The sequence below is a fragment of the Myroides sp. ZB35 genome, assembly GCF_001865835.1.
Lineage (GTDB): Bacteria > Bacteroidota > Bacteroidia > Flavobacteriales > Flavobacteriaceae > Flavobacterium > Flavobacterium odoratimimum.
In genome coordinates, this window is sequence record NZ_CP017769.1 from 591,007 (window position 1) to 613,800 (window position 22,794).

23 protein-coding genes are annotated in these 22,794 nt (G+C 34.8%); 9 read left to right on the forward strand and 14 right to left on the reverse strand.

All coding sequences use genetic code 11. The annotated features are described in order from the left end of the window. Positions 1-18: 18 nt before the first annotated feature. From BK054_RS02725 to BK054_RS02745, 5 genes are all read right to left on the reverse strand, one after another. Positions 19-450, reverse strand: a complete 432-nt coding sequence (locus BK054_RS02725) for a hypothetical protein (protein ID WP_006259536.1) — start codon at positions 448-450, stop codon at positions 19-21. 199 nt (positions 451-649) lie between these two features. Then, positions 650-979, reverse strand: coding sequence for a hypothetical protein (locus BK054_RS02730; RefSeq protein WP_006264716.1), 330 nt, complete (start codon positions 977-979; stop codon positions 650-652). A 93-nt stretch (positions 980-1,072) separates the two neighbouring features. Then, complete coding sequence (locus BK054_RS02735; RefSeq protein ID WP_006259538.1) at positions 1,073-2,638, reverse strand: M20/M25/M40 family metallo-hydrolase; 1,566 nt, start codon at positions 2,636-2,638, stop codon at positions 1,073-1,075. Positions 2,639-2,815: 177 nt separating this feature from the next. Further along, positions 2,816-3,511, reverse strand: coding sequence for a hypothetical protein (locus tag BK054_RS02740; RefSeq protein WP_006264715.1), 696 nt, complete (start codon positions 3,509-3,511; stop codon positions 2,816-2,818). Between the two features lie 23 nt (positions 3,512-3,534). Further along, positions 3,535-4,236 carry a hypothetical protein gene (locus BK054_RS02745; protein WP_232234333.1) on the reverse strand — a complete coding sequence of 234 codons (702 nt, stop codon included), beginning with the start codon at positions 4,234-4,236 and terminating at the stop codon, positions 3,535-3,537. A 231-nt stretch (positions 4,237-4,467) separates the two neighbouring features. On the opposite strand from BK054_RS02745, the gene BK054_RS02750 reads away from it, so the two are divergent. Continuing rightward, on the forward strand, positions 4,468-5,364 hold the full coding sequence (locus tag BK054_RS02750) for a DMT family transporter (protein WP_006266941.1): 897 nt from the start codon (positions 4,468-4,470) through the stop codon (positions 5,362-5,364). Positions 5,365-5,554: 190 nt separating this feature from the next. Here the strand turns inward: BK054_RS02750 and BK054_RS02755 are convergent, their stop codons facing one another. The 5 genes from BK054_RS02755 to BK054_RS02770 form a co-directional block, all read right to left on the reverse strand. Next, entirely contained in the window at positions 5,555-5,908 is a 354-nt protein-coding gene (locus BK054_RS02755) for a hypothetical protein (protein ID WP_006259543.1), read from the reverse strand. 83 nt (positions 5,909-5,991) lie between these two features. Beyond that, a complete protein-coding gene (locus tag BK054_RS18255; RefSeq protein ID WP_156860083.1) occupies positions 5,992-6,147 on the reverse strand; it encodes a hypothetical protein in 156 nt (51 codons plus the stop codon). Positions 6,148-6,415: 268 nt separating this feature from the next. Next, a complete protein-coding gene (locus BK054_RS02760; protein WP_006266940.1) occupies positions 6,416-6,805 on the reverse strand; it encodes a hypothetical protein in 390 nt (129 codons plus the stop codon). Further along, entirely contained in the window at positions 6,802-7,116 is a 315-nt protein-coding gene (locus BK054_RS02765) for a hypothetical protein (protein WP_006259545.1), read from the reverse strand. Before BK054_RS02765 ends, BK054_RS02760 begins: the two co-directional genes overlap by 4 nt. A gap of 109 nt (positions 7,117-7,225) precedes the next feature. Further along, positions 7,226-7,771 (reverse strand): HugZ family protein, encoded by a 546-nt coding sequence (locus BK054_RS02770; RefSeq protein WP_071306892.1) that lies wholly within the window; start codon positions 7,769-7,771, stop codon positions 7,226-7,228. Between the two features lie 190 nt (positions 7,772-7,961). On the opposite strand from BK054_RS02770, the gene BK054_RS02775 reads away from it, so the two are divergent. The 3 genes from BK054_RS02775 to BK054_RS02785 are packed head-to-tail and all read left to right on the forward strand — an operon-like array spanning position 7,962 to position 10,604. Beyond that, entirely contained in the window at positions 7,962-8,855 is an 894-nt protein-coding gene (locus BK054_RS02775) for a hypothetical protein (protein WP_006266938.1), read from the forward strand. A gap of 4 nt (positions 8,856-8,859) precedes the next feature. Beyond that, positions 8,860-9,708, forward strand: coding sequence for a hypothetical protein (locus tag BK054_RS02780; RefSeq protein WP_006266937.1), 849 nt, complete (start codon positions 8,860-8,862; stop codon positions 9,706-9,708). 17 nt (positions 9,709-9,725) lie between these two features. Beyond that, positions 9,726-10,604: a hypothetical protein gene (locus BK054_RS02785; RefSeq protein ID WP_006264708.1), complete on the forward strand. Its 879-nt coding sequence runs from the start codon at positions 9,726-9,728 to the stop codon at positions 10,602-10,604. A 36-nt stretch (positions 10,605-10,640) separates the two neighbouring features. Here BK054_RS02785 and BK054_RS02790 read toward each other — a convergent pair whose 3' ends face one another. Both BK054_RS02790 and BK054_RS02795 read right to left on the reverse strand, forming a co-directional pair. Further along, entirely contained in the window at positions 10,641-11,150 is a 510-nt protein-coding gene (locus tag BK054_RS02790; RefSeq protein ID WP_006264707.1) for a GNAT family N-acetyltransferase, read from the reverse strand. 113 nt (positions 11,151-11,263) lie between these two features. Beyond that, positions 11,264-12,655, reverse strand: a complete 1,392-nt coding sequence (locus BK054_RS02795) for a leucyl aminopeptidase family protein (protein WP_006264706.1) — start codon at positions 12,653-12,655, stop codon at positions 11,264-11,266. Positions 12,656-12,949: 294 nt separating this feature from the next. Between BK054_RS02795 and BK054_RS02800 the strand changes: the two genes are divergently transcribed. From BK054_RS02800 to BK054_RS02815, 4 genes are all read left to right on the forward strand, one after another. Beyond that, on the forward strand, positions 12,950-13,570 hold the full coding sequence (locus tag BK054_RS02800; RefSeq protein WP_006266936.1) for a DUF2975 domain-containing protein: 621 nt from the start codon (positions 12,950-12,952) through the stop codon (positions 13,568-13,570). Positions 13,571-13,651: 81 nt separating this feature from the next. Continuing rightward, entirely contained in the window at positions 13,652-14,194 is a 543-nt protein-coding gene (locus tag BK054_RS02805) for a DUF2975 domain-containing protein (protein WP_232234334.1), read from the forward strand. Between the two features lie 10 nt (positions 14,195-14,204). Next, complete coding sequence (locus tag BK054_RS02810; RefSeq protein WP_006266934.1) at positions 14,205-14,822, forward strand: DUF2975 domain-containing protein; 618 nt, start codon at positions 14,205-14,207, stop codon at positions 14,820-14,822. A gap of 9 nt (positions 14,823-14,831) precedes the next feature. After that, positions 14,832-15,041: a helix-turn-helix domain-containing protein gene (locus BK054_RS02815; protein ID WP_006259555.1), complete on the forward strand. Its 210-nt coding sequence runs from the start codon at positions 14,832-14,834 to the stop codon at positions 15,039-15,041. An 18-nt stretch (positions 15,042-15,059) separates the two neighbouring features. Here BK054_RS02815 and BK054_RS02820 read toward each other — a convergent pair whose 3' ends face one another. Further along, positions 15,060-15,896 carry a hypothetical protein gene (locus BK054_RS02820; RefSeq protein ID WP_006266933.1) on the reverse strand — a complete coding sequence of 279 codons (837 nt, stop codon included), beginning with the start codon at positions 15,894-15,896 and terminating at the stop codon, positions 15,060-15,062. 124 nt (positions 15,897-16,020) lie between these two features. Between BK054_RS02820 and gcvP the strand changes: the two genes are divergently transcribed. Further along, positions 16,021-18,870, forward strand: a complete 2,850-nt coding sequence (gene gcvP / locus BK054_RS02825; protein ID WP_006266932.1) for an aminomethyl-transferring glycine dehydrogenase — start codon at positions 16,021-16,023, stop codon at positions 18,868-18,870. Between the two features lie 322 nt (positions 18,871-19,192). On the opposite strand, the gene BK054_RS02830 is transcribed toward gcvP, so the two are convergent. Beyond that, complete coding sequence (locus BK054_RS02830; protein WP_006266931.1) at positions 19,193-22,669, reverse strand: AAA domain-containing protein; 3,477 nt, start codon at positions 22,667-22,669, stop codon at positions 19,193-19,195. Between the last annotated feature and the right edge of the window lie 125 nt (positions 22,670-22,794).

The following is a 22,794-nucleotide window of genomic DNA, read 5'->3' on the forward strand; positions in this document are numbered from 1 at the left end:
ATACATCCTATAGACATTCTATCCTGCCTTTGGAAATTTATACATAGGTGGATTAAAGAAGTCTCTTGAAGGCATTCCCCTATTCGGAAATGCATCAAAGTTGATAGGGGTAGCATACACTTTATAGCTCTTTACATAATCTCTTTCAACTACTACTCCTTCTTTCTTCACTAGAACTTCTCTATGCTCTCCCATATCAAGAGAAAATCTATCCGACTTTATCTTCTCATTATTTATAGTAACTACTTCTACATACCCTTGCATAGGTGTACGCACTTTAGATCTAATAGTAAAATAAAAATTAGTGTACTCCTTAGCTTTTCTAGTTTCTACAGATGTACCATTGTACTGAATACTGACATCTTTATTGTTTACTTCTAAGTCTTCTTTTGAACACCCAGCAACAAAAACCATGACTAACATCATGATAACCAAACTTATATTTTTCATGTTATTATTATTTTAGGGCGTCAAAGTAAAATAAAAACAACAAAAGTTTATACCAAAAAAATATTATTTAACGTAAACAAATAACAGAAAACAATAAAATTAAGATTAAAAAATATAGTTTATTAAAATAGTCACCAAAAACCAACCACCAATACTAGAAACTAAATATAAAAACTAGTTTACACTAATATAAAACTCACTACCACTCCTCAAATGTATAACTATGACTGAAGCTCAAATCAAAGTTCTTATATTGCTCTTTAATTAGTTCTATACACTCTTCTCTAGTCCCTTCCTTCTGATAAGAGCCTTTTTTACTCACTATAGGAATATCTATAATCCACATATCATCTCGTAACCAACCGAACTGTAGCGTATCATCCTCTCCCTTAAATATTCCAATAAAAGTACCTTCTTCTGTCGATAACTTCTTAAAACACGTGATTACTTCTAGCTCTGTAGCCACCTTAGACTCGTCTCCTTCTTGCCCCTGATCAGTAAGAGCGTCATAGTAAAACAACTTTATCATATCTACCTTTTTATCTTTCAAAATTAAACAACTCTATGCAACATTTTACAATAAAAAAAGAGCATTACCTCAGCAATGCTCTTTCTTTATATCTTAGTTACTTGTGCGCTTAGGTCCTCTTGACTCTGGCCACTCTTGACGTTCTCCTTTACTGTCTAATGGAAGAACAATCTTTTCTCTAGATACCAACTCTTTCTCCTCGCTTGCTTTATAAGCCATGATAGCGATCAGAATAGCGTTGTTCTGTACGTCGTCATAAACGATTTTGTCAGCTGTATCTCTGTTTGTATGCCAAGTATAGTTACCATACCCCCAGCTCAATGAACTCATCATAAACCCAGGTATATCTTTACTTACAAATGACACGTGATCTGAACCTCCTCCTGATGGAGAACCAGGGAAGTGTGTTTTAATTTCTTTCTTATATTTCTCAGGCACTGCGTATAACCAGTCTGTGATATATTGATAAGAATTTAAGAACCCTTGTCCAGAGATATTAGCCACACGTCCTGTACCGTTATCTTGGTTGAATACTACTTGTATCTTATTGTGTAGTTCTGGGTGATCTGCTACGAAAGCACGAGATCCATTTAATCCTTGCTCTTCACTTCCCCAGTTACCGATTAGGATAGTACGTTTAGGATTAGGCAGTACTGCCTTTAAGATACGAGCAGCCTCCATCATCGTAATGATACCTGTACCGTTATCCGTAGCACCTGTTCCACCATCCCAGCTGTCTAAGTGTGCAGATAAGATTACATACTCATCTCCTTTCTCTCCACCTTTAAGCTCAGCTATTGTATTATATGTCTTCGCAGTACCAAGGTCTTTTGACTGTGCATTCACATGGATATGAGGTTTCTTACCATTCTCTGCTAATCGATATAGCATTCCATAATCTTCTAATGCGATATCGATAGTAGGCACTTTTTTAGTCTCTGCTCCAAAGATTCTATTAGACCCCATGATACCTGTCCAGTATGACATTATCACACCAGCAGCTCCTGCATCTTCTAATACTTTAGGCAATTCCTTAGCTGTATATCCTGTATTTTTGATACGAGTAGCCCATGCTTTCTCAGCTGCAGCTTTCTCTTCTTTCATTTTAGTATAAGACTCTTCCGTAGCAAAAGTCTGCCATTGGTAGTCTGGTCTTCCTGTAGGTTGGTGCATAGAGATCATGACATACTTCCCTTTAACAGAAGGTAACCAAGCATTAAAGTCAGCCTGAGAAGCTACATCAGCTAATATCACTACTTCTCCGTCCACCCCTCCTTTTTTAGAAGCAGGGCTCCATGCCAGTTGCATTCCCTCTAATGATTTAGTACGAGGTGAAGTCATCGTGATCTGTGTAGTACCACGCTCCCATGCTTTCCATGTTCCGTATTCTTCATTACGCGCCTCGAAGCCCATAGAAGAATACTGATCCTTAACCCAATTATGTGCTTGCATCATCTGTGGTGTTCCAACTAAGCGAGGTCCGATGACATCCATTAGTTCAAATGCATACTTCTTTAATTGAGAATTAGTAGTTCCTTCTTTTACGATAGCTTCTACTATAGGATCTTGTTTTTGTGCTAATACTAGCGCACTAGACAGTAAGGTCACCCCTAGTACACTATGTGCAATCGTCTTACTGATTACGTTTGTGATTTTCATATTGGTTAGTGTTTAGTTTAAGATGGGCAAATTACACATTTTAACCATACTTCCAAGACTATTAATCGCCTATTTCACCATAAACACTAGATTATACAATAAAATTCACAATAATTAACCTCTATAAATACTCATCACGTAATTTTAATCACTTTTTATTACATAATTACAGCCAACCTATTCATAATATTCATACGCAATCTCCTTCTCACTCACTAGTACATCTCGCTCCACATATACTTCCTGCTTTGTAATATTCCCAAAACTATCGTACCCCTTATTCATTACTATATATTTAGCATCTGTAGAGGCTAATACATCTTTCTGTATATACCCATTCTGATATCCACTATCATCATACATAAACTTCGACAATGAGTTTATCTGTACACTCTCTCCATCCTTTGCTATCATCTGCATAGAGCTAATCTTTCCTTCTTTATCTACTGCCCCTTTTATAGTATTACTCACTGAGGGAGTATTAGTATAAGATGTAACTACAGTATACGCCGCAGGAGAAGACCACTTCTGTATCGCTTCACTTATCACAGCTCCTTCATAATCATATCCTTTTAATACGCGTTGTTGTCCATTATACGGTTCGTATTTAAGAATACCATTACTACTAAATTCTAACAATTCAGTATCTAACTCATTGTCTAAAGACTCCATCGATATCTTATATCCGTTCTCATCATATAGGCTTATTCTCTGTGACACAACATTAGAGTCAGACAGTCGTATAACCTCTGTTACAGACTTTACTCTTCCTCTGATCCCCTCTAACTTCGCATCACTATAGGGTGTAGTACTCCCCTCTGACTTACACCCTACTAGCATCACTGCTAGCACCAACATTAACTGCTTAATCATTTCTTTTTCTTTAGCTTTTTTTATTAATCGTAATATTCGTAGGTAAAGGTTTTATTAAGCACTAATACATCATCCTCGTAATGCTCTTGTACTGTTACATTTCCCTTAATATCTAGTTCTACATTTACCACTTTTAACTCTGTAGATGTATTTTTATTTAAATCATTTACTCTTAAACTAGTTAAATATCCTTCTGTATTGAACGTATTAACTGTCTCTAATCTTTTACCTGGCAAATCAGTTGAACTACTAAATTCATCTTCATACAAACTTTTTACTAAAAGCCCTTTTCCATTAAATGTTTCGGTAGTTATATTAATCAGAACTTCTTTTTCTTCACTACTTTCTCCCCACGAAATTCCTTTACTAATATTAACGCGAATACTATCTGACTGCCACTCTTCTGTCCCCTTAGCTATCTCTACTTTATCACCTAAAAAGCTTATCGTAATCCTTTTATTACCTTTATATGGTTCATAGTTCTCCATCATATTTAAAAACATAGCAACATCAGGTGCTTTTTCATCTAAAACTGACATCTTTTTAGATAGGTAATACCCCTCTTCATTATAAACATTTACTTCTTCAAAGCATGCACTTTCACCTACCCCATTCATAACTATTTCCATATTCTTCACCTTTCCTTTTAACCCATCCACTTGCCAATCTGTAGGTATTTGCCCTAAACAAAAGACAGAAATAAGTATAAAGATCAATATCAACATATTCCTCATATCGAATTTTATGTTAAAGATACACTATTCCTTAATTATCTTATTCTAAAATTATTACGAAAAATGTTATCATCTTAATTTTTCTCTACCAAATCTCTTATCAAAATAAACAGTCCTATCCTAGGTAAAACAAGAGATTAGCAATAATATACCTCCTACTTCTATACCCCGTCTTGAAAATGTACCTTTGCGCAGATTTTTAATTAAAAGATTTTTAAAACAATGAAAAACCTTAAAGGAATTCTATTCGCATTGATTTCTTCGGGTACATTTGGTTTGGTGCCTTTGTTCTCCTTACCATTGATACTGCCGAACTTGCGACCAGAAGGAGTGGTTGCTATAGGCATACCGACCATTCTATTTTATCGATTCTTATTTTCATCTGTGACCATGGGCGCAGTATGTTTGTACAAAAAAACAAGCTTAAAAATTTCTATTAAAGATCTAGCAGTCGTCTTTTTCTTGGCGTTATTGTATGCCGCAACAGCCAAATTCTTAGTCGATGCGTATGAGTATATAGATAGTGGGCTAGCCACTACTGTACACTTCTTATACCCTATATTCGTCAGTATTGTCATGATTATGTTCTATAAGGAGAAGAAGTCTATCGCACTCTTGGTAGCGTCTATTCTATCTCTAGTGGGAGTCGGTATGATGTGTATACACGGTGAGGCTTCACCTTCACTGATCACAGGTCTAGTACTCTCTGCCCTGACGATATTCACCTATGGACTGTATATCGTAGGCTTAAATAAATCTAGAATATCAGAGATGAACTTTGATTCATTGACCTTCTATGTATTGTTAATGGGGTGTTTAATCTTCTTATTCTACTGTCTTTTCACTACAGGAATACAGACGGTGACCCTGACGAGTGATTGGATCAACCTTATTCTATTAGGAGTATTCGCTACCTTCATTTCTGACTTATGTCTAGTACTAGCAGTGAAGCACGCAGGTAGTACTGTCACCTCTATCTTAGGATCTATGGAGCCTGTAGTAGCTGTACTAGTAGGTACCTTATTCTTCGCAGAGCACTTCGACTGGATGTCTGCTATAGGTCTACTATTCGTATTAGGTGCTGTAACCTTAGTTATTATTGCTAATCAGAAGAAATAGTTATTGGTCAACAGTTATCGGTTAACGGTTAACAGCCTTGCCCTACGGGCATAAGACACTTAGATGATGTGACAAACTATGTAGTGATAAAATAAAACTAAACGATTTCACACCTTCACAAAAAAACAAAAAAACAATTTCATAAAAAAAGCCTGCTAGTATGTCTAGCAGGCTTTTCTATTCTTCTTTATTAAGACTCTCTTTCTAATACATCGTCAAGACTCTCTTTGCGTACATCTACTAATTTCATCTGTGGATAGACGAACAGTTGTTGTTTTGCATAAATATCTTTAATGATGGCAAGACATTGCGTTTTGTCAGCATACATCTGCGGATTGACTAAGGTAGGAGGATTTAACACCTCTACTAAGATACGGTCTTCATCACAGTGAAACTGCATCGTGTGTGCACCTACTGTGATACCGACGAAGTTATCCACTAAGTCTATCGTCTCTGAGAATATCTCGATACATTCTTCTAATGTTAGCTCTAGATTCTCTTCAGATAGATTCTCATAATAATCTGTATAAAATACTGTAATCATACTGCGCTTTAATTGTTATAACACCTTCTAGACAACGCTATCTCAGTGGAAGTACAAAGGTATCGTTTTTTTCATTTTTTGCCTTATCCTCCTGAATCTTCTCTGTAATTAAAACTCCCACCTTCAAAATAACCTATCACAACCTCAAGAGCTAATACATGAAGAATACGTGGAGTATAAAAGGAGATTCCTTCGATAAACAACCTCTTAGCTCCACCATTATCGGTGTATTGTCCCACTATTGTCGAACAATCTGCGATAAAACCCCATGAATACTGGCTTTAAGATAGGTCTATGATAATAGTAAACTTAACACAAAAAACAACAATCATTTAATTATCAATCACTTATAAAAAATACTGTTCAAAAAAAACATACAGCTTTTTTCTACTAAATCCCCATAAACCTCCAAAAAAGGGGAATTTCTTAAAAAAAGGTGTTCAAAATTTCTAAAATGAGAGAAAAAAACGACTATTAACTAGATGAAAACAAAAAAAGTAATGCTATTTATTTGTGTGATACTTTCTTCTGAAGGGAATTATTTGCGCTCCACACATATTGTTGTAAAAGATAAAAGAGGATACCTCCTAAGATATAACAGCCTATATCATATAGATCTGCAGTATAACGAGAAGTGTGCTGAGGAAGATAATGTTCAAAATAAAAGGTGTAGTACAAGACTACACTAGTGATCATCAGGGGAGATAACTGATATGTACTCCCTTTCCACAGGCGTAGAATGACTAATATCACTGCCATCGTAAGGGGAATAGAGAGAATATCGTTGACATAATTATTAATAAAGGATGGTAACTCTACCTCCAGTCGCTGTGCAGTATAGATAACTCCACCCACTACTAGCATAGTGATAAAAGTCCAATGCTTCAATACACTCATGCTACTATCATCCCGATTAGCCAAGCTATAAACATCGTCACTGCCATCACAGTAAACCAAACGCCATAGACTAACTTAAAAAATAAACGTACTAGCAGCCATGGGTGCTTCGTCATACGGAGTAAAAACTTCTCTATAGCAGAAGGTTCTTCAGCTAACGCCTTAGCGATGCGTTCGCGTTCTAAGTGCTTGCGTTCTTCTTCACGTTGCTGTACCATATTCAATGCATGTCCACACGATATACAGTTATCTGTATCAACATTAAATGTTCCGCATTTAGAACAGCGAATATGTACTTGTCCTTTAGTCATAAATCAAAATAATCTTCTGTCTTCAAAACTACTATTTTATAGTACAATAAAAAAAGCCTTTACTCCAATAAGGAAATAAAGGCTTCTTCCGTTAATAAAAATATAGTTATTACTTTTGATCTACGTTATGTTGTCCATGAGCACCTCTTCTGTGTTCCATCACTTCTAGATTCTCATCTACGAAGTATGCACTACCGAATCCGTTCACATAAGAACCTTTAACTGGTTTAAAGTTAAACATGATGAAGTCTTCTAAGTTATCTAATACTTCTACTACCTTACCATGTCTTTCTCTTAAGTCAGCGATTGCTTTCTCGTATAATGGGTTTTCTTTCTCGATTAACTCCGCTTGAGTACCTAAAGTTAAACGGTGTCTAGCATATAATTGTTTAGATACGCTCTCATCTTCTACAAACATGAATGATACTTGCTTGCGATCACGTAAGTTCTTTGTATGTTTTGCCATAAAAGAAACTAATATCTGAAACTCATTACCTACTCTAGAATAAGGAGCTGTACTTACTAATGGTGTTCCGTCCTCGCTGATAGTAGCCATCATTACTGACTTACACTCATTGATTAATTCTTCGATTTTAGGAGCTTTAGGCTTTACTTTATGTTGATCGAAATTTGGGTTTATTGTATCTGTACTCATCTCTTATAAATTTTAATGAAGCGAAGATAATAAATTATTTAAACTAAATAAGAATAAGAAAGTAGCTTTAACAACATTATGCCATAAAGACACAAATAAATGTACTAGCTATCCGTACTAGGTTTAAATAAATTGCCTAGAAGTGTGTGTTTAAAAATAATTGTATTTTTATCGCCTAGTCAAGACAACAATGAAAAGAACACTTTTAATAGCACCACTATTATTACTATTAATGAATTGTGGTAGTTTTAACTCTACTACAAAACGAAAAGGGAAAACATTTAAAACAACAGTATTAGACCATGCTGTAGAGAAAAGTTACTTACTAATCACAGAAACTTATGCAGATGGAAAGTCTAATACAATAAATAAAGATAAAGAGAATACAGAAACAGAAATACGCAACTTCTTATTTACTTATGATGAATATGGTCAATTAATCAACACCTACTCTAGTAATATCATCAATGAGAAAGCGACTAACCCTTCTAGCTTAGGAGTGGTGTTAAATGCTAAGAAGCAATTGACAACCATTTCACTAGACGAGGATACCGATAAGTTAAAAGCTGTTTATAAAGATAATATCCTTCATCAAATTACACACTATGAGCCAGAGTTTAAAGAACTGGTGGTTAGTACATTTAGCTATGATAAGCATCAACTACCTGTACATGCAAGATTAGGTAATGAAAGCAAACCTAATGAAGTTATCAATCTTGACTTCACCTATGACCTTAATCAGAATGTACGTACCTATAAGAATCCTCTAGAGTTATTCTCTTTTAGCTATGATGATAAGCAGTATATACTAGCAGGGCAACCTTATTACTATAATCCGTTCTACTATATGTCTATAGATTGGTTGACCTTTACTACTTATGCTCCTAAAAACAACATTGTGGGGTTCGAAGATGATGAACACATCACTACGATAGACTATACCTATAATACAGACAACTTACCTATCACAGCAAGGGTTAGAAAGACTTCTAAAACAAATGCTCTAGATAGTAGAGTGACGTGTGAATATGAGTTTTATTATAAAGAACTAGAGGTTATCCGTTTAAAAAACAAGAAAAGATAAAACCATGAAGTCTATCAGCTTAGTCTTTCTACTACTACTTATATTTCCTATTGCTTGGGGACAACCAATAACAGTAATAGAACGAGTAATAGAGAAACAACATATACCGAAAGCGCATATTATATCTATCAATCCTAATCCTTCTACAGATCAAACTGAAGGAGATACAGAGGTCTTTATAAGACACTATGATTTTACATACAATACGCAGGGTGTCTTAATTTCGACTAGTAGTTACGCTATAGAAAATAATATGCCTAGTTATCCCTTTACTACATACATAGAGATGAAGGATAAGCATACTATTAAAAATATTGATTTAGGATCTGATACGAGCTCTTACAAACTAGAGTACACAGATAAACTACTAAGCTCGTTTATATTTACTAACAGTAATTTTAGAGAAACGAGAACTAGTACATATAACTATAACACGAACTTATTACCACGTCAGATTACGATTAGCACTACACCAGAACAGACGAATGCTATTGAAATAAGTTTGGAGTATAACGATAAGTTAAACTTGAACAGAGAAATATATAATGGTCAATACACTGACTATACTTATGACAATAAAAAATATCCTTTCAGCTATCTGCCATACGGATATACTATATCTAGTTTCTTAGGGAGTGAATCCTTAATATTTACAAATTATATTCAACAAAACAATGTAATTAGAATTGAAAATGTTAAATTTATAACTTCTATAGACTACACATATAACAAGAAAGGATTCCCTATTACTGCTAGAATCACAAGTATAGATAAGGAGGATAAGAACAACAAAAGGCTTTTATATGAGTATGAATTCATCTATAAAGAATTACATATACCAATAATGAAGTAATATATTATAAAAATACTATGAAAAGAAGTTTGTTATTCACTCCACTGTTACTATTCGTAATTAGTTGGAATAGTTATAGTACATCCAGTCCTATACCTTCTGATCAGATAAAGAAACTGACTGTAGTAAGCCAAGTTGTTGAGAAGAACTATGTTCCTGTTGATAACGCTACCCTTATCGATAATGTAAATGTAGTAGACGCAAGTACACCTAATACTGAAGTATCTATTACTAAATATGACTTTAATTATAATGATTTAGGTCAAATGACTTCTGTGGAATCCTATTTAGTAGAGAATGGAGCACCTAGTAGTTCCTTCACTGCTACCATGGAGTTAGATGAGAATAACCTACTACGCAAAGTCATCTATGGAGAGAATAAAATGAGCTTAGACCTAGTATACGACAATAAAATACTTCAATATACAGAGTTTAAGGATTTATACTATGACGAGTCTAGAGTAAGTAAGATCGTGTATAATAGACTAGATCTACCTGGCTCTATAGAGATATCTTCTAAGCCTCAGTACTCTGATCCTGAAGTAACTGACTTTATCTATAATCCTAGTAACAATCTAAAGTTAGTCAACCTAGATAGCAATAAGACAATCTATACTTATGACCAAAAGAATTACCCATTTGCTTACTTGCCTTATGCGTATAATGTGTCAAACTATCTTAGTGCTAATGAGCTGATGTACACTAACTATAATCAACAAAACAATATCGTTAAAATAGAAAGTAGCGACCTCCTAACTACGATAGAGTACACTTATAATGCTCAAGATCTACCTCTGACTGCTAAGGTAAAAACAGTAGTCAAGTCTATGCCTAATGAGCAACCAAGTATTTATGAATATGAGTTTACTTATAGAGTAATAGAGCTGATGTTATAACAAAGAAGGTTAGCCAATGGCTAACCTTCTTTGTTATTATAAATCTAACTGATAGATATAATCATCCATTACATATCCCTGTCCGATATCAAAAGTCTTAGACTCTATACACTTCATATTATTGCGGATATAGAAATCTATAGCACGTTGGTTATTTTTATTTACGGTAAGATATAGCGCAGTAGCGCCTTCACGTCTAGCATACTCTACTACATGCTCAAACATAAAATGCCCTAAGCCCTTTACTTGTTTATACACATTAGTATATAGTTTAGAAAGAAATACTCTATTATCAGGCATTAGTTTATAATCTGTATATCCTAACAGTTCTTCACCTTGCATTAACAGTTCCCATTGGTACCCTTCTTTTAGTTCACCTAATATACGCTCATCACTATACATCATTGGTAGCATATAGTCTATCTGTTCTTGTCCGATAATATGAAGATACGTATCCTCCCAGATCTTCTCTGCCAAAGGAAGAATTAAGTGTATATTACTTTTATCCACAGGTATAAAAGTGGTCGTTTCTGCTAAGTTATTCATTGTTATGATTCTTTATAAGATGACGAAAATACGATAAAACTATAAATACAAGTATAAAAAAACGAGAGTAGTTAGACTACTCTCGTTCTTATTCTTTATATCCTGATTAGATATTATCCTTTATAGTTAGTCAAGAAGTCAACTAGAGTACGTACTCCACTTCCTGTACCACCATTACCTTTATAATCTCTAGGAGCATCCATCCAAGCTGGACCTGCGATATCCATGTGTACATAAGGTGCTTTAGCGAAGTGCTCTAAGAACTTACCTGCTGTGATAGTACCTGCAAAACGTCCACCGATATTCTTCATATCTGCTACGTTAGATTTCAACAAGTCTTTATAGTCGTCCCAGAAAGGTAACTTAGCTAAACGCTCGTGTACGTTGTATCCTGAAGCGATGATAGCATCGATAGTCTGCTCATCATTCCCCATAATACAAGATGCCATATCTCCAGCTACTACTAAAGCTGCACCTGTAAGCGTAGCTGCATCAATAATAACCTCTGGATCATACTGAGTAGCATAAGCAATAGCATCTGCTAAGATCATACGTCCTTCTGCATCTGTGTTTAATACCTCGATCGTTGTACCGTCAAACATAGTAATCACATCACCAGGAGCATAAGCATTTCCTCCAGGACGGTTATCTGTAGCAGGAACTAATCCGATAACGTGAACATTCACGTCGTTTAAAGCTGCTGCATAGATAGTACCTGCCATACATGCTGCACCTCCCATATCACTCTTCATAGAGTCCATAGAACCTGCAGTTGGTTTTAAGCTTAAACCTCCTGTATCATACACTACTCCTTTACCTACTAATACGATAGGCTTTTTATTGATTGGATTAGCTGGCTTGTACTCCATAATAGTAAAAGTAGGTTGATCAATAGACCCTTTATTAACAGCTAATAAACCACCCATCTTCAAGTCTTCAATTTCTTTGCGCCCTAATACTTTCACTGAGAAGTTAGCCTCTTTACCTAAAGCTTCTATTTCAGTTGCTAATTGAGTAGCATTTAAAAAGCTTACAGGTTCGTTTACCATTGTACGAGCCCAATACACCGCTTTTACAGTATTGTTTAAGTCGCTGATTTGTTTAGCTGTGAAATCTCCTTTTACCTCAACATTACTCAAAGCGAACTTCATTTCTTCTGCTTCTTTGAAGTACTTTAAGAATTGGTAGTTTGACAACATAAATCCTTCTACTAAAGCTAATGTAGAAGCTCCATTACCTACGATAGTAAGGTTGTCAGCTTTTTTATCTAATTGTTTGCGAACGCTATTACCAGCTAAACGCATTTTTTCTAAGTTCTCATTCTCTTTTACGAAAAAGAAATACTGACTTCCCACTTTAGCAAAGTCTTCTTCTTTTTTCCCTTCTTCGAATGCTTTTACGAAATCATTTAAGAATGCAGGAACATCAACAATTCCTTTGTTCTCACTACTTAAAACGAAAACAACATTCCCGTTTTCTTTCATGTTATTTACTAGTTGTATCATCTTTGTCTTTTTATATTACTGCAAATATAACATTTTTAGACGCAACTAAAAAAGAGCTTTTCTTAAAACTCTGCTATAATCTCTAAGTATCCAAAAAAGATATATTTTACGTTTTTAGACAAGTATTTATCGAATAACAATAAATTTTATTTGTTTTATAAAAAATTAAATATACTTTTGAATGACAATTAACCAACTAAATTACTAACGATGATAAAATTACTAATCCATTGGGCTATGCTTTTAATAGCATTATGTGAACGATTAATAAACGTATTATTTTAAACCTAGATTATGAAGCTGAAATTACTTACAGTTATATTTATTGTATTATATATAGCCAATCTTTGTGTACACTTTAGAGATTTTCAACAAGGGTATAATAATGCTCCAGAATGTCATGATGATAAAGTGTATACTACTTTGATCGTTAAACAGACTCCTAGTGAAACCTCTGACCTTCATTTATCTCTAACAGATAAAAAAACTACTGGTATACAAATACGTGAAATAAAAGAGACTATTGAAGTAGAAGTTCCTAAACAATATTCGAACGGGATTAGTAATTTCTTCATAGGTTTGTTAGGTATCCTTACTATACTCCTTTTCCCAGTTATCATTATTGTATTTATAAAATTCTTTAAAAACTTATATAATGGTAATATAGCATCTAATAGTCAAATAAGACGACTACAAATTCTAGCTTATTTTCAACTACTTCTACCTGTATTAGGGAATATATTTATTTATTATTCAAACAAAGAACAACAAGAAGTAGCTAATATTTATAACCTCAACCTAGTTAAGTATGACTATGATTTTTCGTTATTTATTATTCCTTTAATTCTGTTATTGATTGTTGAAGTATTAAAGCAACATTTAACTTTAAAAGAAAATGCTGAACTAACCATATAACTTGATCTTATGAAACTAAAATTTCTAACTATATTATTAATCATTGCCTATTTATTTTCCTTTAACAATCACTTTAAAGATATGAAAAGAGGTTTTAATGAAGGATATGACAGCGCAAGAAGCATTTCAACAAATCCTTACTATATAACAATCAAAAACGGTACAGAATACAATGCAAAATTAACTACTAATCATAACTCACCTAAGATAGCAGTAACTGATTCAACAAGTAGAATTCGTGTAGATGATGTTCCTTTTAGTTATTCATTTCTTAGAACTGTTATGATAATGAGTTCATTTATTTTTATCGGCTTTATAGTCTATGCCTTATACAATAGCTTTACTATTCTAAAGTTTTTGTACAAAGGAGAAACTGTTAGTCGTATTCAAATTAAACGTATAAAAGTACTAGCTTCTATACTTTTAGGTCTTGCTATTTATGAGAATATACTCGAATATCTATCTACTTACGAAGCATCAAGAATAGCATCTCTATATAACCTAGAAGCTGTAAAAGCTGATTTTAATTTCACAATGTTCTTTATTCCTTTAATTTTGCTGATGATTGTAGAAGTATTGAAACAACATTTGCGTCTAAAAGAAGATGCAGATCTAATTATCTAATCAATGTATTATGAAATTAAAAATACTAACAGTCTTATTAATATTTATATACGCACTATCCTTTATTAACGAATTTAATACAGCGAATATCACAGGCGCATTTAATAGAGGACGTGAACAAGGGAGTCGCACGGAAAATAATATTCATTATATAACTGTCAAATCTCCTAAAAGAGAGAATTCAGAGTTTATAAATACATTAAACAATGATAGCATAGAGATAGAAGATTCTACTAGCATATTGAGAATAGAAGACAACACTTCCAATATATTACTGACAACTAGCAAATTCTTTATTATGTTTCTATTCACAATCGCTTTAGTCTATTCCTTTAGCAAAACGATTAGGTACTTAAAGAAACTTTTTAAAGGTAACTATCTTAACCTAGAACAAATTACTCGTTTGAAGCAACTTGCATACGCATTATTGTTATGTGGAATACTAGGCAATCTAGTAGCTTTTATAGATAATTACGAAGCATCAAGAATAGCATCTCTATATAACCTAGAAGCTGTAAAAGGTGATTTTAATTTCACAATGTTCTTTATTCCTTTAATTTTGCTGATGATTGTAGAAGTATTGAAACAACATTTGCGTCTAAAAGAAGATGCAGAACTAACCATATAACCCCACGATATGCCAATAATAGTAAACCTTGATGTCATGATGGCTAAGCGAAAGATATCGCTTAATGAGTTGGCTGAGCGTGTAGGTATCACCGTGAGTAATCTATCCATACTCAAGACCAATAAGGCGAAAGCCATACGCTTCAGTACATTGGAGGCAATCTGTAAAGAATTAGATTGTCAACCCGCTGATATACTAGAATATGTAAATGAAGACTAAGCTAAATGCTTGGTCTTTTTATTCCCATATAATTGCATTCCCTTGAATGACAACAATTAACCACCATACAATAGGCACACTCTCCACCCAGAATAACGTAAAGAACTTAGTTCGTTTCGGTGAAGCATATACAATAAAAAACAACGTTAATAATACAATCAACATATTATTCCATGCCTGTATAGGCTGATAGCCTACCTTAAAGAATTCGATAACATAAAAAGGAATTAGTAATAATCCTAATAGCCATTTGGTATTAGCTATTCCTAGCATCTGAGGTAAAGTCTTCAAATACTTATCGTCATACTGTAAATCAACGACTTCAAATATCCCAATTAGAATAAACACTAAGATAAAACGCTGTATAAACTTAACTACAATATCCCAACTGACTGGTATATCAGCATTCATCACTGGCACTATGAGCGTTACAGTAGCCCAACACAGACATACGATATACACTTTAAGTCCTGCTAGATTGCGCAGATTACTTCGGTTACTACTTATAGGTATAGCGTATAGAACTGACAACACCAATAAGCTCAAAGTAACGAATTGTGCTTTCCAATTCAACATAAAGAAAGCAACAGTACCTATCAGCAACGCGATAATACTTATCCCTATAATGACTTTCAGACGTAGTGTAAATGGGTTCTTATGTCTATAGATTACTTCAGCATACTTAATAAAGTTATAAGAAAACAGCGTTCCTGTAAAAGCTAAAGTAGACACGACTGCATCAAATGGAAGGTGACAGAAATAAAATGTCATTTGCACTAAAGCAAAGACCGCTAACGAAACGTGAACACTTCCGTTTAAATAAAGAGCAACTGTTCTGTTTTTTAACAAATCCATATTAATTATCAATCTAACAAGTGTAATGCTTATTTACTTTTCAAAATTAATCGATATAAACATACAATTGTCAGATTAATGGTTATTTTTGTGTGATTAAACACAACTTTTATTTATTGTCCAAATGAAAACAAACGCATTTGCATTAAGACACATTGGTCCTCGTCCTGAGGATATGGCAGAAATGCTTAAAACAGTGAAAGCTGATAGCATCGAACAATTAATCAACGAAACTTTTCCAGACGCAATCCGTCTTAAAGAAGACTTAAACCTTGCTCCTGCAATGACTGAGTATGAGTACTTATCTCACATTCAAGCATTAGGAAACAAAAATAAAATATTCCGTTCTTTCATCGGTTTAGGATATAATGAGGCAGTAGTTCCTGCAGCTATTATCCGTAACGTATTTGAAAACCCAGGATGGTATACTGCTTATACTCCTTACCAAGCTGAAGTAGCTCAAGGTCGTTTAGAAGCTTTATTAAACTTCCAAACTACTGTTATCGAGTTATCAGGTATGGAGATTGCTAATGCTTCATTATTAGATGAGGCTACAGCAGCAGCAGAAGCAATGATCTTATTATTCGACGTAAGAACAAGAGATCAAAAGAAAAACAACGTAGTGAAGTTCTTCGTTTCTGAAGAGATATTACCACAGACTTTATCAGTATTACAGACTCGTGCTACTCCATTTGGTGTAGAGTTAGTACTAGGTAACCACGAAGAGTTTAACTTCTCAGAAGAGTACTTCGGAGCGATCTTACAATACCCTGGTAAACACGGTATCGTAGCTGACTACGCTGACTTTATCAACCAAGCAAAAGCAAAAGACATTAAAGTAGCTGTAGCTGCTGATATCATGTCATTAGTATTATTAACTCCTCCAGGAGAAATGGGAGCTGACGTAGTAGTAGGTACTACTCAACGCTTTGGTATTCCATTAGGATTCGGAGGTCCTCACGCTGCTTTCTTCGCTACTAAAGAAGAGTATAAACGTAGTATGCCAGGTCGTATCATCGGAGTATCTAAAGATGCTGATGGTAACTTCGCTCTACGTATGGCTTTACAAACTCGTGAGCAACATATCAAACGTGAAAAAGCTACATCTAATATCTGTACTGCTCAAGTATTATTAGCTGTTATGGCTAGTTTCTACGCTGTTTACCACGGACCTAAAGGGTTGACTAATATCGCTTCTTTAATCCATGCTAAAGCAGTAACTGTAGCTACTGAATTAGGTAAATTAGGTATCGAGCAAGTTAACGCTAACTTCTTCGACACGATCTTAGTGAAAGCGGATGCTGCTAAAGTGAAACCTATCGCTGAAGCAAATTCTATTAACTTCAACTATATCGATGCAAACACTATCTCTATCTCATTAAACGAGACTGTAGAGTTAGCTGATATTAACGCTATCGTTAATGTATTTGCTCAAGCTACTGGTAAGACAGCTACAGAAGTAACTGCATTAAGCACTGAAGTTAAATACCAAGATAAACTAAAACGTACTTCTAAGTTCTTAGAGCACGCTGCATTTAACAGCTACCACTCTGAGACGGAGTTAATGCGTTATATCAAAAAATTAGAGCGCAAAGACTTAGCTCTTAACCACTCTATGATCTCTTTAGGTTCTTGTACAATGAAATTGAATGCTGCTGCTGAGATGTTGCCATTGAGTAACGCACAGTGGAACAACGTTCACCCATTCGTACCTGCAGAACAAGCTCAAGGATACTTAGAGATGTTACATGGATTAGAAGAGAAGTTAAATGTAATTACTGGTTTTGCTGGCACTACATTACAACCAAACTCAGGAGCTCAAGGAGAGTACGCTGGTCTTATGGCTATCCGTGCTTACCACCACTCTCGAAATGACTTCCAACGTGATATCGCTCTTATCCCTGCTTCTGCTCACGGTACTAACCCTGCTTCTGCTGCTATGGCAGGTATGAAAGTAGTGGTTACTAAAACTACTCCAGAAGGAAATATCGACGTAGCTGACTTAAAAGCTAAAGCGGAACAATATAAAGACAACTTATCTTGTCTTATGGTTACTTACCCTTCTACACACGGTGTATATGAGTCTGCGATCATGGAGATTACTCAAATCATCCACGATAACGGAGGACAAGTTTATATGGATGGTGCTAACATGAATGCTCAGGTAGCAATCACTAACCCAGCTAACATCGGAGCTGACGTATGTCACCTTAACTTACACAAAACTTTCGCTATTCCTCACGGAGGTGGAGGACCTGGTGTAGGACCTATCTGTGTGGCTGAGCACTTAGTACCTTTCTTACCTACTAACCCTGTGGTTAAAGTTGGTGGAGAAAAAGGTATCACAGCTATTTCTGCTGCGCCTTATGGATCTGCTTTAGTATGTCTAATCTCTTACGGATACATCACTATGTTAGGAACTGAAGGTCTTAAGAAAGTAACTCAACAAGCTATCTTAAACGCGAACTATATGAAGTCTCGTTTAGAAGAGCACTACGCTATCCTTTACACAGGAGAGAAAGGACGTGCTGCACACGAAATGATTGTTGATGTACGTGAGTTTAAAGAAAAAGGTATTGAGGTAACGGATATCGCTAAACGTCTTATCGATTACGGTTTCCACGCTCCTACTGTATCTTTCCCTGTAGCTGGTACATTGATGATTGAGCCTACTGAAAGTGAGAGCAAAGAAGAGCTTGATAGATTCTGTGATGCAATGGCTTCTATCCGTCAAGAAATTGAGAATGCTACAATAGAAAACCCTGTGAATGAGCTTAAGAATGCTCCTCACACATTAGCATTATTAACTGCTGATAACTGGGATCTTCCATACTCAAGACAGAAAGCAGCTTACCCACTTCCTTATGTAGCTGAAAACAAATTATGGCCTACTGTACGTCGTATTGACGATGCTTACGGTGACAGAAACTTAATTTGTTCTTGTGCTCCTATCGAAGTTTATATGGAGAACTAATCTTAACAGATTTATCTATACAGAAAACGCCATCATTACGATGGCGTTTTTTTATGCTCTACTATGTTCTTTTTGACCTAAGCTACTAGGTAGCACCTCTATAGTTATCAACAATATTGTTAATAACTATAATTCATCTTATTCACATTATAAACAGTGATAACCTCTACACTCAACAACCAACAAACACCACTAATACAATCACTTACAAAAAAAATAGTAATTATTAAGAATAATATATCTCTAGAGTTATCAACATTTTTACTCCGTAAATAATTCTTATTAACAGGGTTATCAACATAGTTATAAACACTGTTGTTAACTATAAACTATCGTATTCGACGTAACCTCCTTGTTCTTTAATATGAGTGACCATCTCTTTATATATACTATTATGACTAAGCACCTCAGCATTACCGATGATAATCATTTGCTCTTTTGCACGAGTCAGAGCCACATTTAACTTACGGTCTACTGACTGATCATCATTAAGACTCACTACCCCATCTAGCTGAAGTACTTCATTTATAGTAAACGAATAAATAATAATATCTCTCTGCCCTCCCTGAAAACGTTCTACTGTATCGACCACTATATCCTCAGCATTTAGAATATCACTACCTTCTAGCTTATTTTTAATCAGTGCTATCTGATTCTTAAACGGAGCTATAATTCCTACCTGTTTTGTCAAATCTGTGCTACATCCATTTAGTTGATTAAGCTGCTCTATCTTCTGCAATAGACAAACAACAAAATCAGCTTCTTTCTCACTTGTTTTCTTTTGTTGTCCTGCATGGTGTTCTTCCACATTAACAAAGAGGACTCTCTTCTGTGCTAATATTGCACTTAATAGATCATTATCTACAGGCTTTAAGTTTAACGGAGCTACTTGTCTCTGCAGACTATTTTTAGCTACTGTAGTTAAATTCTCTAATGTATAAGCTTCTTTTAGTTTTCCTTCATAGAATGCTATATTAGGAAATGCCGCTATATCTCTATGCATACGCCCTTGATAGGTCAATGTATCATGTGCGTAACTAAGTTTATTCAGTTCACAGAAGTTATATAATCGTTCGAATAATGAATTGCGTCTATCCGCTAGTCCTATCTGTTCTAGCAGAGGATTATTTGTCTTAGACAGTGTATCACTCTGTACTACTATCGCAGGCAGTTGTTTGTGATCACCGATCATAATAAACCTTTTACACTTAGGCAATAGCCCTATAATCTGAGGTTCTAATATCTGAGAAGCTTCATCTATGATAACCGTATCAAATTTCTTTAGCTTGAACACATCATTCTTACTAGACATAGTAGCTACTGTAGACAGAAACACTCTATTATTACGAATGATATTAGACAAAACATTTCTAGTAAATCTCCTACCTGACTTTTCTAACGCCTCACTCTCTCGCTTAATAATCGTGCTGACTAGATGATCAGCATATTTCTGACTACTAGATAACGGGCTACCTATACGCACAAACTTATCTATAGCAGATACATGCTCTAGCGCATCCGTCACCGCACCACATAGCTCATCCACAGCCTTATTAGTATAGGCTAGAAGTAATATATTCTGATTAGTATTGGTATATAATTCTTCTACAAGCTCCTTAATAATATGAGAAGTCTTACCCGTACCAGGAGGTCCATTTAGTACAAAGTAATCTTCTGCTGACAACGCATTATTTAATATTCTATTCTGCTCTACAGAAAGAGTAGGCTTATAGAACCCATAATTTATCCCTTGTCTAGGAGGTAGCACATTGAGGATTACCTCTCTCTTATTCTTCGGTGCGTTCATGAACGCATATAGACTCTTATACATACTCGTAAAAGAAGAATCCATAGAGTCGCGTTCTAGCGCCCATAAGCGATATTGATTAAAGTAATTAATCCCTCTCTGTTTATGACGAAATACAACTGTTACCGTTTCTTTAGTGATACTCTGTATCGTACATTTAAATATCTGATGCTTCACTGCTGTGTCAGTATCGTGATCTCGAGGATATAATACACAGACATCTCCCTTTCTAAAGTTGACAAAGTCATCTACTAATGTTCGCCTAAAGATAATTTGCTTCTCTTCTTCAAAGATTTTATTCTCTATAATCTCTAAATCATATAAGATACTATACTTATCTTTTTTGACCTCAGCACTGTCTATCCATAAACTTGCCAATCCGTGACTTCCTTCGTAGTCACTCGCTCCTAACTTACTAATGTATTGTTCTCTTGCGATAAAACTGACAAAAGAATAAAAATAGGTACGCTCTAACTCTGAGCACTTCTCTAGCACAGATGTAAACATATCTATCTGCTTATAGAGCATATCCTTAAACTTGGTATTCAGATTAGGATTACGCACTATATTCTCGCCTTTTACATAGTGGAGTAACAGCGCTACTTTCTCCAGATCATCTGACTTTAAGATATGCTCATTTAGTACTATTCTATTTCTCAACTCACATATAGCCTGCACTCGACGAAGGTTGATCTGATCTTTACGAAGATTATTAGTTCTTGGTTTACTATAAAAAATAAAACCACTCAGATACTTCTCATTTCCTATCTCTCGATACGGTATATCATATACCACAGATAGCATGAGGTGATATAAATACAGCTGTACAGTGTGATTAGGTTTCACCCCTACCCCGTCATCAGGATAGACCGTTCCACCAGACTTCAGCTCCACGATAGTTGTCTTTAGATTATCTTTCTTTATACTATGCAGAAGGTCTAAACGCCCCTGCACTCCATATACATCACACAGAAAGCTTGGTTCTAGGTTAATATCTCCCTCATTCGTAATACCATAATGTACAAACTCTTCAAGATATACTCTCTTAATCGTATTAAAATGAGTTTCACAGTCATATCGATATTGTTTAAACTGTTCTATATCTAATATATCAGGACAAGCCGTATGCTCAAAAGGATAGTTCTCAAAGTGGTGGACAAAGACTGTATTAAAGTCTACTGTCTGCGCGTCTTCTGCACCTACTAACTCATCCATGACAGCATTAGCAAAGTTACCAATGAGTAGATACTTATTATTAGGTATCTCATCGAACTTCGACTTTATAAAGCTCAATGAAGAAGTCCCATAGTCTTGAAAACATTCTGCTATAGCAGACACATCTATTAAGTAATCTGGTTCTAGTATAAATATCTTCGGATGATGTATTTGATGATCATCCACTCCTATATTAATCAAGTGTAGTGTAGCTCCCTTCCATATTTTCTCTATAGAACTAAATGAAGCATTCACTCCTTCTTCATTAATCTGTACACGTATAGGCTGTCCATCTTCTGCATTCTCTACATCACATAAAAGTAAGTTATCCTTAATCCCCAATACATTAACTCTCAACTTATCAATAATCTGCTCAAACTCATTATGCTTCAGGGCTAACCTCTGAATAGGAAATGGGTAATATGACCTATTCGCATCAGGTACAGGCACCTGAAATACGTAAGAGATAAAATCATTTACATCCATCCAGTAGGTCTCTAGATATAGATCTAACTCTGCCGAATCATACTTAGTCAAATCATTACTGATCATTCTAAAACTGTGGATAACACGGCTCGCATTATACTTATTACATATAAAGGATAGACGAGAGAATAGATTAGAAAGACTAATCACCTCATCCTTTACTACATATTTACATATTTTCTCTAGTAGATTTCTAAGTAGTCTGTACTTAGCACGTGTAGTTAGTTCTGTATTATTGATAATATCTACTAATGAGGTAAAGTATAAGGAAGTATATTTATTATCAAGCATGTGCAGTATCCGTTTTAAACATCAAAGATAATCTAGATTTTACAGTTAGTAAAATATCTCACCTATACATAAAAAAAGAATTGTCTTATTAACTAAGACAATTCTTCTCTAAAACATTTAATAAC

What these genes read in the sequence shown, in the direction of transcription:
- BK054_RS02725 (WP_006259536.1), bottom strand. Translation starts at nt 450, where the DNA reads ATGAAAAATATAAGTTTGGTTATCATGATGTTAGTCATGGTTTTTGTT.
- BK054_RS02730 (WP_006264716.1), bottom strand. Translation starts at nt 979, where the DNA reads ATGATAAAGTTGTTTTACTATGACGCTCTTACTGATCAGGGGCAAGAA.
- BK054_RS02735 (WP_006259538.1), bottom strand. Translation starts at nt 2,638, where the DNA reads ATGAAAATCACAAACGTAATCAGTAAGACGATTGCACATAGTGTACTA.
- BK054_RS02740 (WP_006264715.1), bottom strand. Translation starts at nt 3,511, where the DNA reads ATGATTAAGCAGTTAATGTTGGTGCTAGCAGTGATGCTAGTAGGGTGT.
- BK054_RS02745 (WP_232234333.1), bottom strand. Translation starts at nt 4,236, where the DNA reads ATGTTGATATTGATCTTTATACTTATTTCTGTCTTTTGTTTAGGGCAA.
- BK054_RS02750 (WP_006266941.1), top strand. Translation starts at nt 4,468, where the DNA reads ATGAAAAACCTTAAAGGAATTCTATTCGCATTGATTTCTTCGGGTACA.
- BK054_RS02755 (WP_006259543.1), bottom strand. Translation starts at nt 5,908, where the DNA reads ATGATTACAGTATTTTATACAGATTATTATGAGAATCTATCTGAAGAG.
- BK054_RS02760 (WP_006266940.1), bottom strand. Translation starts at nt 6,805, where the DNA reads ATGAGTGTATTGAAGCATTGGACTTTTATCACTATGCTAGTAGTGGGT.
- BK054_RS02765 (WP_006259545.1), bottom strand. Translation starts at nt 7,116, where the DNA reads ATGACTAAAGGACAAGTACATATTCGCTGTTCTAAATGCGGAACATTT.
- BK054_RS02770 (WP_071306892.1), bottom strand. Translation starts at nt 7,771, where the DNA reads ATGAGTACAGATACAATAAACCCAAATTTCGATCAACATAAAGTAAAG.
- BK054_RS02775 (WP_006266938.1), top strand. Translation starts at nt 7,962, where the DNA reads ATGAAAAGAACACTTTTAATAGCACCACTATTATTACTATTAATGAAT.
- BK054_RS02780 (WP_006266937.1), top strand. Translation starts at nt 8,860, where the DNA reads ATGAAGTCTATCAGCTTAGTCTTTCTACTACTACTTATATTTCCTATT.
- BK054_RS02785 (WP_006264708.1), top strand. Translation starts at nt 9,726, where the DNA reads ATGAAAAGAAGTTTGTTATTCACTCCACTGTTACTATTCGTAATTAGT.
- BK054_RS02790 (WP_006264707.1), bottom strand. Translation starts at nt 11,150, where the DNA reads ATGAATAACTTAGCAGAAACGACCACTTTTATACCTGTGGATAAAAGT.
- BK054_RS02795 (WP_006264706.1), bottom strand. Translation starts at nt 12,655, where the DNA reads ATGATACAACTAGTAAATAACATGAAAGAAAACGGGAATGTTGTTTTC.
- BK054_RS02800 (WP_006266936.1), top strand. Translation starts at nt 12,950, where the DNA reads ATGAAGCTGAAATTACTTACAGTTATATTTATTGTATTATATATAGCC.
- BK054_RS02805 (WP_232234334.1), top strand. Translation starts at nt 13,652, where the DNA reads ATGAAAAGAGGTTTTAATGAAGGATATGACAGCGCAAGAAGCATTTCA.
- BK054_RS02810 (WP_006266934.1), top strand. Translation starts at nt 14,205, where the DNA reads ATGAAATTAAAAATACTAACAGTCTTATTAATATTTATATACGCACTA.
- BK054_RS02815 (WP_006259555.1), top strand. Translation starts at nt 14,832, where the DNA reads ATGCCAATAATAGTAAACCTTGATGTCATGATGGCTAAGCGAAAGATA.
- BK054_RS02820 (WP_006266933.1), bottom strand. Translation starts at nt 15,896, where the DNA reads ATGGATTTGTTAAAAAACAGAACAGTTGCTCTTTATTTAAACGGAAGT.
- gcvP (WP_006266932.1), top strand. Translation starts at nt 16,021, where the DNA reads ATGAAAACAAACGCATTTGCATTAAGACACATTGGTCCTCGTCCTGAG.
- BK054_RS02830 (WP_006266931.1), bottom strand. Translation starts at nt 22,669, where the DNA reads ATGCTTGATAATAAATATACTTCCTTATACTTTACCTCATTAGTAGAT.